Source organism: Pseudomonas eutrophicaquae, from assembly GCF_023544715.1.
Taxonomy (GTDB): domain Bacteria; phylum Pseudomonadota; class Gammaproteobacteria; order Pseudomonadales; family Pseudomonadaceae; genus Geopseudomonas.
The window spans coordinates 70,700-84,940 of the sequence record NZ_JAMJEZ010000009.1 but is presented as its reverse complement, the minus strand read 5'-3'; the positions used below and the strand labels follow the sequence as shown (position 1 = coordinate 84,940).

Here is a 14,241-nt window from a genome sequence, read left to right as displayed (position 1 = left end):
CGAGGTTAGCCTGCATGTCCAGCGCATCGCCCAAAGTCGGTTTCGTCTCCCTTGGCTGCCCGAAGGCCACTGTCGACTCCGAACGCATCCTCACCCAACTGCGTATGGAGGGCTACCAGATCGTTCCCTCCTATGAGGATGCCGACGTGGTCGTGGTCAACACCTGCGGCTTCATCGACAGCGCCAAGGCTGAATCGCTGGATGCCATCGGCGAGGCGATTGCCGAGAACGGCAAGGTGATCGTCACCGGCTGCATGGGTGTCTCCGAGGAAGCAATCCGCGATGTGCACCCCAGCGTGCTGGCCGTCACCGGCCCGCAGCAGTACGAGCAGGTGGTCAACGCCGTGCATGAGGTGGTGCCGCCGAAGATCGACCACGACCCGTTCGTTGATCTGGTGCCGCCGCAGGGCATCCGCCTGACCCCGCGCCATTACGCCTACCTGAAGATTTCCGAAGGCTGCAACCACACCTGCAGCTTCTGCATCATCCCCTCGATGCGCGGCAAGCTGGTCAGCCGTCCGGTCGGCGATGTGCTCAGCGAGGCCGAGCGCCTGGTCAAGGCCGGCGTCAAAGAGCTGCTGGTGATCAGCCAAGACACCAGCGCCTACGGGGTGGATCTCAAGTACAAGCTGGATTTCTGGAACGGCCAGCCGGTCAAGACCCGCCTGCTCGAACTGTGTGAAGCGCTCGGCAGCATGGGCGTGTGGGTGCGCCTGCACTACGTCTACCCCTACCCCAACGTCGACGACCTGATTCCGCTGATGGCCGAGGGCAAAATCCTCCCGTACCTGGACATCCCCTTCCAGCACGCCAGCCCCAAGGTACTCAAGGCGATGAAGCGCCCGGCCTTCGAGGACAAGACCCTCGAGCGCATCCGCAAGTGGCGTGAAATCTGCCCGCAGCTGACTCTGCGCTCGACCTTCATCGTCGGCTTCCCCGGCGAGACCGAGGAAGACTTCCAGTACCTGCTCGACTGGCTGAGCGAAGCGCAGCTCGATCGCGTCGGCTGCTTCCAGTACTCGCCGGTCGAGGGTGTGCCAGCCAACGACCTGGGCCTTGAGCCGGTACCCGATGAGGTCAAGCAGGCGCGCTGGGAGCGCTTCATGGCCCACCAGCAAGCAATCAGCGCGGCGCGCCTGCAGCGCAAGATCGGCCAGGAGATCGAGGTGCTGATCGATGAGGTTGATGCAGAAGGCGCGATTGGCCGCTCCGCTGCTGACGCCCCGGAGATCGATGGCAACGTCTACATCGACAGCGAGCGCCCGCTCGCTCCAGGCGACAAGCTGTGGGTGCGGGTCACCGACGCCGACGAATATGACCTGTGGGCCACGGCACTTTGAGAGCTCGGTCACACTAATCCATCGGTACGGCAGGGGCATGTGCCCGACGGTCGCAGCATCCGCACCGCCGCAGGGTTAGAATGCCCACCGCACAGCCTGGCTCCCGCAGGAGTCTGCCCAGCACTGGCCGGTTTGACCCGGCCGGATGGGCGATCCAGACTGAACAGGCAGGATGCCTTCATCCTCCGGCGTGGCATGTGGCCGCGCCGTTCACCCGACTGTCGATGGGTACCTCATGCGCTTTGAACGATTCGCCCGGAATACGCTGGCCAGCCTGAGCCTGCTGGCTGGCATGGCTCTGCTGCCGCTGTCTGCCCAGGCTCAGCAGCCGATCATCGATCCGGAGGCTTACATCCTCAAGAACGGCTACACCTTTAATGGCGTGGGTGGGGACGGCAAGACTCAGCTGTACTCGAGCACGGTTCGCGTCCCCAAAGGCCAGCTGCAGACCCTCAGCAACGGCATTGCAGCCTTGCCAGAACATGCCGACACCCTGAAGGCCTGCAGCTTCCTGGCCAACATGGTGAAGACCAAGATCCTGCAAAATGGTGGACGGATCGACGACGTCCGTGTGGCCCAGCATGGCTACAGCAATGCCATCGTGGCCTGTACCCTCAACTACCTGCCGGTCAGTAGCGGCGGTAGCAAGCTGATCTACAGCAAGACCACCCAGCAGGGCGTCTTCATGGTGTTCGTCAGCGAGTGATCACGCGCCCGTGACCTTGCAGGGCAAGGTCACGGGCAACCAACACCGCTCAGGCGCCGGGTAGCCACACGGTCAGCCGCAGTCCCGCCTCTCCATCATCCGCCACCAAGGCAGCGCCCATACGCTGCAGGTGCTCCTGCTCGATGGCCAGCCCCAGACCTTCGTCCGCTCCCGGCATCGCAAACGGTGCGAACAGCCCGGCATAGTAGGCAGGCTCGTGCGGGCCGGCGTTGTTTTCCAGCACGATAAAACGCCCTCCCGGCGCCAGGCCGTTGCGCAGGTGGATGGCCATCTGCCGATCAGGCGCCTGCTCGCGGCGCGCCAGCAGGTCATCGCGCAGATGCGTCAGCAGACGCACGAGGATCGCTGCCAGCGCGGTCCCCTCGCCCGCCACCGCGCCCATCGGCTGCAGATCGACCTCCAGCGTCACCGCCTGCTGCGCCAGACCCGGCGCCACCTCGGCAACGGCCTGCTCGATGATCGGCATCAGCACACTGCCCGGCCGCGCCTCGGCCGCTGTCGCCTGCGGCTGACAACGCCCAAGCCGCGCCACCGTGCGGGCCAGCCCCTGCAGATCAGCTTCCAGCGCAGACACCTCCGCCGGCGAGGCCGCCAGATGTTGCATCGTCAACCCGGCCTGCAGCCGCGCCAGCGGTGCGGCCAGCTCACTCGCCAGATCGCCAGACAGCTCCTGCATACTCTGCGCCAGCAACACCTGCTGCTGCTCGGCGCGCAGTGCCTGCAGCGCCGTCTGCTCCAGCGCCAGCACTTGTACCTCCAAGAGCGTGCCATCGGCCGCAAACAGCCCCATTTCGCTCCACAGCCAGCTCTGCAGCACCCCGCCCGGCCCCGGCAGCCACAACTCGCTGACCTGCGGCGCACTCGAAGGCTGCAAGGCCTGCAGACGCTGCAGACACGCCGCAGCCTGTGCCTCACCCAGCAGGCGAGACAACTCAAGCTGGCCATTGACTGCCACCGCCTGCAGGGCCGCCAGCAGCGCAGGATTGGCGTAATTGAGCGCAAGATCCGGGCGGTAGCGGCCGATCAGTGCCGGACTCTGCTCGATCAGTGCCCGGTAATAGGCCTCGCTCTGGCGCAGCAGCTCAAGGTCTGCCTGGCCGCCGTCGGTTTCCAGACAGATCCCGAAGACCCCCTGCGGCTGTCCCAGATCATCCCGACGCAGACAGGCCTCATCCAGCAGCCAGCGGTACTGCCCCCAGCGATCACGCAGACGGTACTGCCCGCCCGCCCGCCCGTCGACCAGCAGACGACGGTTGCGCTCCAGGTAGCGCTCGCGATCCTCGGCATGCACCAGCGGCAGCACGCCATGCTCGCGCAGCTCCTCCGCGCTCCAGCCGAGCAGACGCCCAAGCCCGGCGCTGTAGAACGCCGGACGCAGGACGCCCGCTTCATAGCGCTGGGTATAGAGAATCCCCGGCATCTGATCCGCCAGCGGATTCAGCGCTACCGACTCTTCCTGAGCCGCGCCGGCCACCCCCTGCAGATCCTCGATATCCACCGCAAAGCCGACCAGACGCAGGCGCTCGGCGCGCCCATACACCTCAACCGTCACGCGGAACCAGCGCCAGGCGCTCCCCAGACGCAAACGCAGCACCTGAGTAAAGCTCTGGGCATGGCTGGCCGACTCGAGCAACTGCAGGCGGAACGACTCCTGATCGCTCGGATGCAGCAGAGTCAGCCAGGTCGCTGCCGGCTGACCGGCCAGCCCCAGTGAGTCCTGCAGGGCGGGCGCCAGCAACCAGTCGTCCTCATGGGGGCGATACTCCCACCAACCGCCACCCAGCATGCGCTGCAGCAGACCATTGCGGATATTTTCCTCGCGCCGGGACGTCTCGCGCAGATGCTGCAGCAACGGCGTGACCAGGGCCGAGGTCAGCTGCAGCCAGTCATCCACCGTCAGGGCCTCCATGCGCCGGGAGCTCTCATCACACAGGCAGACCAGCCAGGCGGTGACGCCCTCGCGCTCTTCATGGGGCACCAGCCACAGCGGTAGCTGCCGGGCCTGGCCCGCGCTGGCCGCCAGATTCGGCAGCTCCGCCCGGCGCGGCAGACTGCCCACCTGACGAGACAGCAACTGGCCGAGCAGCAGCTCATCCGGGAAGACCTGGGTCGGCCCGGGGACGACAAAACGGCTGTACACATGCCAGCCACCGGCACCGGCCTTAGGCAGCAGCAACCCGACCGCTGGCAGCGACAGACGCAGCACCAGACCTTCCAGGTATTCGGCGCTCAAGGTCTCCAGATCGTTGGCACGCGCGCCGCGCAGGCGCATGGTCATGTTTCCGGCAAAAGCCAGAATACGCAGACGCAATTCCTGGGATTGACGCTGCAGCACCTGATCACTGACATCCAGCAAACGGATCGCCCAGCCATCACTCAGGCGGGTATGCCAGCCACGCAGGTACAGGTTGTGGCCATCCTGGCGGCGCAGTGCCAGCTCCAGGACATCGCCTTCCAGAAACGGCAGATCCGCGACGCACCAGGACACCGGCTCGGCCAGCAGCTGCTGCAGATCGCCACGGTGCGGTACCAGCAGCTCGCTCAGCGAACCACTGCAGTGACGCACGCCGCCCTCGGCATCGAGCTCGAGATACAGCCCCTGCTGCAGTGCCGGACGCGGCAGATCACGCCCCGCCGCCTCTGCCGAAGGTTCATTGCGCCTGAGCCAGTTCCTCATGCGGCCTCCTGCCCGGACATGCCACCCCTCATGGGTGAGCTGCTCCTTTGCATATCATGTGCGCTCATCGTCCTCACCTGCCCTGTCCGCTGACTATCATGGGTGACCGTTTACCGCATCGAGACCACACCATGTCAGTTGTTGTTCTGTTGTACTGGGCCTGCGCCTGTGCGCTCTTCGATGCACGGGCGCGGCGCATTCCCAATTGGCTGGTCAGCAGCGGCCTGCTGATCGCCCTGCTGCACCTGCTGCTTACCCAGACCAGCCTCAGCGGTGCCAGCCCGGCTGCCGCCCTCAGTGGCCTGCTGCTCGGCCTGCTGCTCAGCGCACCGGGCTACGGGATGGGCCGCATGGGTGCCGGGGATGTCAAGATGCTGCTGATCCTGGGATTGGCCAGCAGCCACTGGCATGTCCTGCTGGCCGTAGGCGGCGCTGGCATTGGCATGCTGCTCTGGAGCCTGCTGGCGGATCGCCTCTGGCCCTGCCTGCCACTGGCGCTACAGCGCGCCTTGGCCCTCTTTGCCCCTGCGCAGCGACAACGCCTGCCCTATGCGCCCTTCCTGATTCCGGGATTATTGATCGCCTTGTGCTATGCCCCCTGATCCGGCGGCACGAAGATAACACCTTTCGCAGAGCCCTCTCATGGGCGGCGTGCCATTTGGCCGCCCCGTGACATACCCTGCTGCGCCGCGCCGCATGCTGCCCAAACGTCACCGGGATAACCCAGCACCCGGTCACAAAAGCCATTATCCTGCAGATCCCAAAGCAACGGAGTGCCCTCGATGAGTCATACCCTGCTGATCGTCGATAGCGACCGTGAGTACGCTCACCAGCTGGCGCAGTTTCTGCGTGAACACGGCCTGCATTGTCAGGTCTGCCACACGGCAGAAGCGGCGCGTGCGCACTACCTGGCCGATGCAACGATCGACATCCTGCTCAGCGCCCATAGACCACCACAACTGGACGGCATCCAGCTACTGAGCGAACTGCGCCAGCACAGCGGCATGGCACGTCCGCAGACCGCGATCCTCTACAGCGCTCAGGCCGAACGCAATACGCTGGTCGAGGCCATGCGTGCAGGCTTCTGCGACTACTTCGACAGCCCGATCGATGAGGATGCGCTATTGGCAGCCATCGCCCGGCTGGCCGATGAGCTTGACCAGCGCCAGCGTCTGCTCTCCCTGTGCCAGCGCCTGCAGGACATGAGCCAATCCCTGCAGCTATTGCATGGCGATCTGCAGGAGTTGCTGCCACCACCACGCGCTACCGCAGGCGGCATACAGCCCTTGCGCAGCAGCGCTGATAACGACCTATCCCAACTCTCCCCACGGCAACTGGCGGTTGCACGGCTGGTGGCCCGCGGCCTGACCAACTACCAGATCGCCTGCGAGCTGGGCATCACGGAGAACACTGTCAAGCTGTATGTCTCACAGATCCTGCGCCTGACCCGCATGCACAACCGTACCCAGCTGGCCATGGCGCAGACACCCGGTGCCTGATATCTGCGTCTGTGGACTCGTCAGTCGCTGACCTCGCCCCCAGCTTTCTGCTCGAAGGCCTCGGGAATCGGGTACTCGAAACTGTCCAGCCAGCGCTGCATGGCGCGCTCGCGCTCGGCGGGCGTCAGCTGCTGGGCATGCCGCGAGGCCAGCGTGCCCTCACGCTGCAGCTGCAGCCAGGTTTCAGTCTGGCTGGATGGCTGGGGGGCAATCAGCCCCTGCGTCTCGGTCGCTGCACCGGCCAGTGATGGCAGCAGCAGCGCACCCAGCACCACGAATTGCTTGATCATTTTCAGCATCCCTCTCTTGCACAACGGACTGCCGCCCGGCAGCCCGCTCCATGACTTGACTCAGCGAGTCGCCGGCTGCGGCTGTTGCTGAGCACTGGTAATCGGCACAACCGGGCGCGCGGCCGCCGGAGCCACACGCTGCACGCCGCCCGTGGCCGACACGGGCAAGGCCGGCTGCGGGGCCGGTTGCGCCGGACGCGGCATCACGGGCGCTGCAGGCCGTACACCGACGGCGGGGCGTGGTAGCGGCTGCGCAGCCGCCGGACGCGGCATAGGCTGACTGACCGGCCGAGCACGCTGCGCCGCCGGTGCCGGCTGCGGTTGCGGTTGCGGCTGACGCAGCGATTGCTGCACCGGACGCGCCGGCGCAGGAGCCGCCTGAGGTACAGCCGGTTGTGCGGCAGGTGCGGCGGCGGGTTTCGGTTGTACCGGTGCGGCCTTTGGCATCTGTGCCGGGGCTTGTCCGGCCGCCTGACGGTCATCGCGGCGCATCTGCTGGGCGCGCTGCTCCGCCTCACGGAATTGTGCCGGCGTCAGCTGGCGACGGGTGACCAGTTCACTGGCCTGATTCCAGCGGTTTTCATAAATGAGCAGCGTCAGCAGGTTCTCGGCCGGTCGCATGTCGCGCTCATTGAGCTCCAGCGCCGTGGTCAGCTCAAAGCGGGCTTGCGGCAATTGACGCAGATTCAGATAGACGACGCCCAGATCATTGCGCATCGCATCATTGGTCGGGGACAGGCTGACCGCGCGCGTGAGGTGCTCGACGGCATCGGCATAACGGCCGGCGCTCGCCGCCAGCTGCCCAAGGCCATGGTGGGCGTCCGCCAGCAGGCAAGTGCCCAGCAGGCCTTGGTACAGGGACTGCGCCTCAGGGCGGCCCAACAGACGCAGGATGCGCGCCTTGCGCAGACGCGCCTCGGGCAACTCCGCTGGCAAGCGTTCCAGATTGGCCAGCGCCGCATGCAGGCTGCCGGCCTCCTGCATCTGCTGCGACAGATTGATCGCCAGCTCCTGCTCGCGCGTCAGGGGCGTGCACGCCGGTGGCTGGCCCATTTCGCGCTGGAGCAGCCAGGGTGACTCGACCGAGTTTCCGGCACAGCCGCTCAAGGCTCCGACGACCAGCAGCAAACCACTCACACGCCTCATCCCATCTCTCCCAGGGCATTGAAAATTGCAATGAAACCCGGACCTGCCAGCACCATCAGCAGAGCCGGAAAGAGAAAACTGATCATGACCACGGACATCTTCGCGGACATCTTGGAGACCAGCTCCTGCAGAGCGGTCATGCGCCGGTCATCGATCAGCTCCTTGAGGGACAGCAGCGAAGCCATCGCACCGCCCCCCTGATGGATCAGCTGCTCGAGAATCGCGAAGGTATCGGTGACCTCATCCACATCGACCAGCAATGCCGCGCGGTGCAGCTCGGCGCCCAGCTCAAGACCGCCATCGACCCGCGCCAGCACGTAATCGAGCTCTTTGGCCAGCTCCGGCAGGATCTGCCGGCCATCGGTGGCCAGGGTGCGCAGTGACTGCTCGACGGTCATGCCGACTTCAAACAGGATGCGCAGCAGGGGCAGCACGTTGGACACTTCCAGCGCCAAGGCATTCTGGCGCTGAGCCACGGCGCGCACCAGCAGGCGCTTGGGTAATATATAGCCGATGCCTGCTGCCGCCAGGGGCAGGACCCAGACGGGCGACATCGGCTCCTCCATCAGCAATTGCGCAAGCAACGCCAGCAGCGCCAGCCCTAATGGCAAGCCAAGCTGAATAGCGGTAAACAGCGAGCGCTGGCGAGCCCGGCGCCAGCCCAGACGATCCAGCAGCTGACGTACTTCACTATCCAGAGTCAGCGCACGGCTGAGCAGGGAACTGTTTTCCAGCTCGTAGCGGGCCCGGGCACTGCCACCCAGCCGCTGCAGGACCTGGCGCTGCACCAGACGCTGACGAAAATGCAGGCTGAGCAGCAACACGGCCGACCCCAACAGCAGCAGGGCCATGATCAACGGCGGGTTCATCCGATACTCCTCAGCATGCGCCACATGATGAAGCTGCCCAGCGCCTGGAACACGAACGCCATCAGCAACATGATGCGCCCCATGGGGTCAGTCCACATGCCCATGAAAAACGCCGGGTTGGTCACGAAGATGTAGGCCGCCAGCGAGACCGGCAGCAGCGCCAGAATCAACCCGGAAACACGGGTTTCCCCGGTCATCGCGCGCAGCTGGCGGGCACCGCGGTCACGGTCACGGATCATGCTGATTAGGTTGTCGAGCAGCTCGGTAGCATTGCCGCCGTAACGCTGGTTGACCCGCACGCCCAGCGCCAGAATGCGAAACTCCTCGCGCTCATACAGCTCGGCCACATCATCCAGCGCTTCACTGAGCGGCATGCCCCGCTCGATATTGCGCTGGGTACGCCCCAGCGCATCACCCAGCGGATTGGGCGCGTTCTGCATGGCCATCAGCATCGCATCCCCCAGGGTACGACCGGACTTGAGGCTGCGAATCACATGGTCGAGAAACTGCGGCAGCTGCTCGATCATCCGGCGTAGCCGGCGCTGGTAACGCAGTGCCACGAAACCGCGCAGCAGCAAGGGCGGCAGAATCAACATCAGCAGCAGCGCTGGCCAGCCACCTAACAGCAGCGCCAGCAGTGTCGCCAGCACCCAGCACATCAGCATCATGGACAGCTGCTGTGGAGAGCTCTGATAGCCTGCACGCAGCAGCGCGCGCTCCAGCCAGGCCCAGCTACGGCGCTCCAGCACCGAGACGCGCAGCGCCCCCAGACGCTCCATGATGCGCTCGGACACCGCCTGGCGCAGACCGCGACGCAGCAGGAGCAGGCCCGCCAGCAGCAGCAGCACTGCCAGCGACCACGCAAGCAAGGCTGTATTCATCGCATTATTTTCCTATCCATGTGGCTTCGATCACCCATCCGGCCCGCCGAAATGCGGTCAGAAGTCGCGACGCAGCTTTTCGGTCGAAGGATTGACTGCCTCGCGCAGGAATCCGCCGCCACCGCGCCGATCCAGTCGGAACAGCGTGCTGGTCACGTAGTTGCCTTCGCGCAGGCCGACGACCTCCAGCACCTCGCTGATGCAGCGGCGACCATCTGGCAATCGGGTCAACTGCAGTACCACATCAATGGCGGCGCAGATGGTCTGGCGCAGGGTGCGCTCCGCCACCTGGGTGCCGGACAGGCCGACCAAGGTTTCCAGGCGCAGCAGGGCATCCTGTGCGGTGTTGGCGTGCACGGTACTCATCGAGCCGTCGTGACCGGTATTCATGGCGGTCAGTACATCCAGTACCTCGACGCCACGGATCTCCCCAAGGATGATCCGGTCCGGACGCATCCGCAGGGCATTGCGGACCAGCTCACGCGCAGCAATCTCGCCGTGGCCATCGGCATTCGGCGGGCGGGTTTCCAGACGTACCACATGGTCATGGTTGAGCTGCAGCTCCGCGGTATCCTCGATGGTGACGATCCGCTCGCGATGATCGATCAGCTGGCTGAGCATGTTCAGCAGGGTGGTCTTACCGGTGCCGGTCCCCCCGCTGATCAGGATATTGCAGCGCTGCTCGACGGCCTGCTGCAAAAACTCGAGCATCTCGACACTCAAGGAGCGCGAGGCCACCAGATCAGCGCTGCGCAGCATGTCCTTGCGGAACTTACGCACCGACAGACAGGGGCCATCCAGCGCCACCGGCGGGATGACCGCATTGATACGGCTGCCATCGGGCATGCGCGCATCGACCATCGGCGAGGATTCATCCAGACGCCGCCCAATCGGCGCCAGGATGCGCTGAATGACCCGCAGCAGATGCTGGTCATCCATGAAACGCAGATCGCTGTGCTGCAAGACACCACTGCGCTCGACGAACACCCGGTGCGGGCCGTTGACCAGAATCTCGGTGATCGTCGGATCGCGCAGCAACACTTCCAGCGGGCCGAAACCGGTCAGCTCATCGACCAGCTCCTCGCTGAGGTGGTCGGTCTCATAACGCGAGATCGGCAGCTGACGGCGCCGAACATAGTCATTGACCTGATCGCTGACGAACTGGGACAGGCCCTGGCGGGTGCCTTCCAGCAGATTCTGCCCCTCTTCCTCCAGCGCATCGATGATGTGCCGGTGCAGCAGGGTCTTCAGGCTGCTGGCATCCAGGCCACGCTGGTTGCCCCCAAACAGCGACTCCCCTCTCATTTGAGCCTCCCAAGCAGACGTTGCAGCAGGTTGCCGCCACTCACCTCGCCCGGCTTGGCACCGCTGTTTTCCACCAGCTGCTGGAGGGCCCGGCTCAGGGCATCGCGCGCTGCCAGCTCGAACACGGACTGACCCTGATTACGGGCGCGCAGACGCAAGGTAGGCGATGCGGGCAGCGCAACCGCCAGGGGCATTTCAAAGGTACGCGCCAGGGTGGCAGCATCCGGCGCCACCTGCGGGATATAGCGATCGACCAACAGTTGCACGCTGTCGAGTTTGATGCCCTTGCCCTGCCAGAGCTGCAGGCAGTCGAGATTGCGCCGGCAGTTGGAGACACTTTGATCGATATACCAGTACAGACGCTGGGCATTGTTGATGCAGGTGCGCAGGGCATCGCTGTCCGGCTGTCCGCACAGATTGATCACCACATGAGCAAAGCTCTGCCGCAAGGAGCCGAGCAGCAGGTAGAGCTCGGCGGAGGAGCAATCCGCCAGCCGGTCTTCTGGCATCTGTGGCAGGATACGCATGCCGCTGGGGTGCCGGCAGAAGGCGCTCTCGATCAGGTTACTGTCCAGACGGCGCAGGTTACGCAGCGCATCACCGAAGGTGAAGGAGGTCTCCGACTTGAACAGCTCAAGGCTCTCTCCCGCCGGCAGGCCCAAATCGACCAGCAAGGTCGCCTGACCGCGCTGCTGCAAGCCGAGCGCCAGGTGGCTGGCGACTAGCGAGGCATCCACATCAGGTTGCACACCATAAATGACTGTCAGCCCGCCCTGCTCGCGGCGCGCCGGCAGTTGCGGCAGGCGCTGGGTCAGGCGCCGGACCAGACCCAGCACTTCGCTGCTGCGCAGGCCATAGGACATGAAATCACGCGCGCCGGCCCGCATCGCCGAGATGACCAGCTGGTTATCAAAACCATCGCCAATGGCGACCACCACCAGCATCGGGCGGGCCTCGAGCAGGCCCTCGATCAGCGCACACTGCGCCACGGTATGCTCGCGATCGATACCAACGAATACCAGACTGGCGCCGGTGACCTCGATCAGCCCGAGCAGCTCATCCAGGGTATCGCCTGCACGCAGTACCTGACCGAGTGGTGCCAGCGCTTCCTGCAGCCACTCGGTATCGGCCGCCCGCTGCGAGGCGGCGAGGAAAGTATGTTCCATGGGTTATCCCTTACCGTGACAGGCCAGTGCGGCCATCGAAGCGGCCATCTTCGAACAGCACCTGATCGATGACGCTCGGGTCATACTGGCGCAGTGATTCACCCGGCAGCTGCGGCAGGCGCGCATCACTGGCCAGCGGGCGCACCAGGCGCGGCGTGACGATCATCATCAGTTCACGCTCTTCACGTTCAATCCGCGAAGAGCGGAAGAAGGCGCCAAGTACAGGCAAGCTACCCAAGCCTGGCAGCTTATCGACAGCTGAGGTGTTGTTGGCGCTGAGCAAGCCGCTGATCACGAAACTTTCACCGTCGGCCAGTGAAACCGTGGTATCAGTCCGCCTTACACTGAGAGCCGGCACATCAGTTCCTTGAATTTTGACGCCGGCGGTAAAGTCCAGCTCACTGACCTCCGGCGCTACCTTGAGGGTGATGCGGTCATTGGAGACCACGGTCGGGGTCAGATTGAGGCGCACCCCGAACTCTTTGTATTCGATGGTAACTGAATCACTACCGCTACTAGGGATAGGCACCGGGAACTCACCGCCGGCCAGAAAACTGGCAGTCTTGCCACTCATGGCCACCAGGCTCGGCCGTGCCAGGGTGTAGGCAAATCCGCTGCCTTCTAGCGCATTCAGGGCGCCCAGCACGCGATTACTGCCGCCGCCCCACAGGATATTGAAGCCGGTATCAGGCAGTCCGAGCGTTGCACCCACCGCCGAGCCGGCTACACCACCCACCGTAGCGCTGCTGACGGTAGCGGGTGCCCCAAAGAGGAAGTTCTTCGAATTCGAGCCCCCGAACAGAGAAACGCCGATCTCCCGCAGCTTGGTCCGGTTGACCTCCACAAACTGAATGTCCGTCTGCACCTGGCTGGGCAGCTCCGGATCGTCGTATTGCGGCAGTACCGGGCGGGCCACGGCCATGGTCGCCGCGCCCTGCACAAAGACCATGCTCTGGCGCGGTTCGCTGGAGCAGGAGGTCCAGACCGTCACATTGGTGGCCCCGCCGCGCTTACCGGTCAGCAGAAAGCCATTGCGCCCGACCAGACGCACATCGGCCACCTCAGGATCACCGATGGCCAGCCGCTTAATGGCCACGGGGTAGCGCATTTCACGCTGCATCCCTTGCACCACTTCCAGCACAGAAGGTACAGGCTCAAGCGCGGCACAGGATGCGGCTGCATGAGCAGGCAACAGGGCCAGGGCGGCCAGCAGAGCGGCTGCAAGACGGGTCATTGGCTGGGTTCTCTTAACTTGGGTCATCATCCGCTTCCTTGCCCATCAGGGATTCTGCTTGGTCAGCTCGGTGCCACGATAGACTTCAATCGCTGCCGGCGGACGGGGCACCAGGCCAGCACGGGCCTGAGGCTGGGCAGGACGTGCATTGCCACCACGCAGGGCCAGCTTCTCGAACTGGAACAGCTTGCGCTTGAGCTCATCGACATTACCCACCAGCGGCTTGCCGGCGTAATAATCGGCCAGCAGGCGCTCATCAGCACTGCGCACCGCCAGACGCAGACCACCTATCTGCGGCGGCAGCTGTGCCGCCAGCATGAAGCGGGTCAGCAACGGCTCAGGCACTGCCAGCACCGCCGTACTCGCGGCCTGCGGACGGCGGTTGCGCGCCTCTTCCTCTTCAGCGCTGCGTACCACTGCGGGCTCACCACTGTTGGTCGCCCCCAGGGCGTCGCCAAAGCTCAGCACCCGCAGGGCCGGGATCACCACCTGAGCGGTCTGATCGCGATTCTTTTCACTCTCGCGAAGGTACAGCAGCACATCGACAAAATCGCCCGGCACGACATGACCACCGCCACCGATCACCTCGTCAACGGCAATCGCCAGCGCACGCTCCTCCGGGCGAATCATCCGCGCCAGCGGCCCGCCCATCTCGAAGCTCGCGGCATTCAGCACGCTACCGGCCGGGATATCACGCCAGGTGGTGCGGTTGAGCAGCGCGTCGATGCTGGAGAAACTGCCGGGCGGTGCGAGGCGCAGGCGCTCGATAGTCAGATCTTCCGCCACGATCGGGGTCAGCGCCTTGAGCTCGCGCGCCAGTACCACAACCGCGGTGCGCTGCTCTTCTTCAATCCGCGCCTCGACACGCTGACGTACCTCTTGAGGGTCAGGCAGTGCCGACTGCTCGGCGGGCAGCACTTCGGTGACCGGAGGCGCTACATCGGGCTGGCGACTCATACTCATCCCCCAGTAACCAGCAATCAGCGCCCCCACCAGGAGGAGGCCTGCCAGCCCCAGAGTCAAACGACTATTCATGACGGCGCTCTCCTTACAGCCGCGACAACACAATACGGAAGGCTCACGCCACCTGAGCCGCTTGGGACTGAC

General features: G+C 64.7%; 12 protein-coding genes and 2 pseudogenes. 5 read left to right on the top strand and 9 right to left on the bottom strand.

The window, feature by feature from the left end; translation table 11 throughout:
* Nucleotides 1-14: 14 nt before the first annotated feature.
* Together rimO and MXC11_RS06305 are read left to right on the top strand one after the other, a co-directional pair.
* Nucleotides 15-1,340 carry a 30S ribosomal protein S12 methylthiotransferase RimO gene (gene rimO, locus MXC11_RS06310; protein ID WP_250006677.1) on the top strand — a complete coding sequence of 442 codons (1,326 nt, stop codon included), beginning with the start codon at nt 15-17 and terminating at the stop codon, nt 1,338-1,340.
* A 235-nt stretch (nt 1,341-1,575) separates the two neighbouring features.
* Nucleotides 1,576-2,046 (top strand): hypothetical protein, encoded by a 471-nt coding sequence (locus tag MXC11_RS06305; RefSeq protein WP_250006675.1) that lies wholly within the window; start codon nt 1,576-1,578, stop codon nt 2,044-2,046.
* Nucleotides 2,047-2,095: 49 nt separating this feature from the next.
* Here the strand turns inward: MXC11_RS06305 and MXC11_RS06300 are convergent, their stop codons facing one another.
* Entirely contained in the window at nt 2,096-4,744 is a 2,649-nt protein-coding gene (locus tag MXC11_RS06300; protein ID WP_250006672.1) for a PAS domain-containing protein, read from the bottom strand.
* 131 nt (nt 4,745-4,875) lie between these two features.
* On the opposite strand from MXC11_RS06300, the gene MXC11_RS06295 reads away from it, so the two are divergent.
* From MXC11_RS06295 to MXC11_RS12240, 3 genes and pseudogenes are all read left to right on the top strand, one after another.
* Nucleotides 4,876-5,346 carry a prepilin peptidase gene (locus MXC11_RS06295; protein ID WP_250006670.1) on the top strand — a complete coding sequence of 157 codons (471 nt, stop codon included), beginning with the start codon at nt 4,876-4,878 and terminating at the stop codon, nt 5,344-5,346.
* A gap of 180 nt (nt 5,347-5,526) precedes the next feature.
* A pseudogene (locus MXC11_RS12245) lies at nt 5,527-5,868 on the top strand (response regulator); the annotation flags it as partial.
* Between the two features lie 186 nt (nt 5,869-6,054).
* Nucleotides 6,055-6,243 (top strand): annotated as a pseudogene (locus MXC11_RS12240) (response regulator transcription factor); the annotation flags it as partial.
* A 20-nt stretch (nt 6,244-6,263) separates the two neighbouring features.
* On the opposite strand, the gene MXC11_RS06285 reads toward MXC11_RS12240, so the two are convergent.
* From MXC11_RS06285 to cpaB, 8 genes are read right to left on the bottom strand one after another with little or no spacing between them, the layout of a single operon-like run.
* A complete protein-coding gene (locus MXC11_RS06285; RefSeq protein ID WP_250006666.1) occupies nt 6,264-6,533 on the bottom strand; it encodes a DUF3613 domain-containing protein in 270 nt (89 codons plus the stop codon).
* Between the two features lie 60 nt (nt 6,534-6,593).
* Complete coding sequence (locus tag MXC11_RS06280; RefSeq protein ID WP_250006664.1) at nt 6,594-7,670, bottom strand: tetratricopeptide repeat protein; 1,077 nt, start codon at nt 7,668-7,670, stop codon at nt 6,594-6,596.
* A gap of 5 nt (nt 7,671-7,675) precedes the next feature.
* Nucleotides 7,676-8,548 carry a type II secretion system F family protein gene (locus tag MXC11_RS06275; protein WP_250006662.1) on the bottom strand — a complete coding sequence of 291 codons (873 nt, stop codon included), beginning with the start codon at nt 8,546-8,548 and terminating at the stop codon, nt 7,676-7,678.
* Nucleotides 8,545-9,429: a type II secretion system F family protein gene (locus tag MXC11_RS06270; RefSeq protein ID WP_250006660.1), complete on the bottom strand. Its 885-nt coding sequence runs from the start codon at nt 9,427-9,429 to the stop codon at nt 8,545-8,547. Before MXC11_RS06270 ends, MXC11_RS06275 begins: the two co-directional genes overlap by 4 nt.
* A gap of 57 nt (nt 9,430-9,486) precedes the next feature.
* Complete coding sequence (locus MXC11_RS06265; protein WP_250006658.1) at nt 9,487-10,734, bottom strand: CpaF family protein; 1,248 nt, start codon at nt 10,732-10,734, stop codon at nt 9,487-9,489.
* On the bottom strand, nt 10,731-11,900 hold the full coding sequence (locus tag MXC11_RS06260; RefSeq protein WP_250006656.1) for an AAA family ATPase: 1,170 nt from the start codon (nt 11,898-11,900) through the stop codon (nt 10,731-10,733). The genes MXC11_RS06265 and MXC11_RS06260 overlap by 4 nt, the downstream gene beginning before the upstream one ends.
* Nucleotides 11,901-11,910: 10 nt before the next feature.
* Nucleotides 11,911-13,134 (bottom strand): type II and III secretion system protein family protein, encoded by a 1,224-nt coding sequence (locus tag MXC11_RS06255; protein WP_250006654.1) that lies wholly within the window; start codon nt 13,132-13,134, stop codon nt 11,911-11,913.
* 45 nt (nt 13,135-13,179) lie between these two features.
* On the bottom strand, nt 13,180-14,169 hold the full coding sequence (cpaB, locus tag MXC11_RS06250) for a Flp pilus assembly protein CpaB (protein ID WP_250006652.1): 990 nt from the start codon (nt 14,167-14,169) through the stop codon (nt 13,180-13,182).
* Nucleotides 14,170-14,241 lie beyond the last annotated feature (72 nt).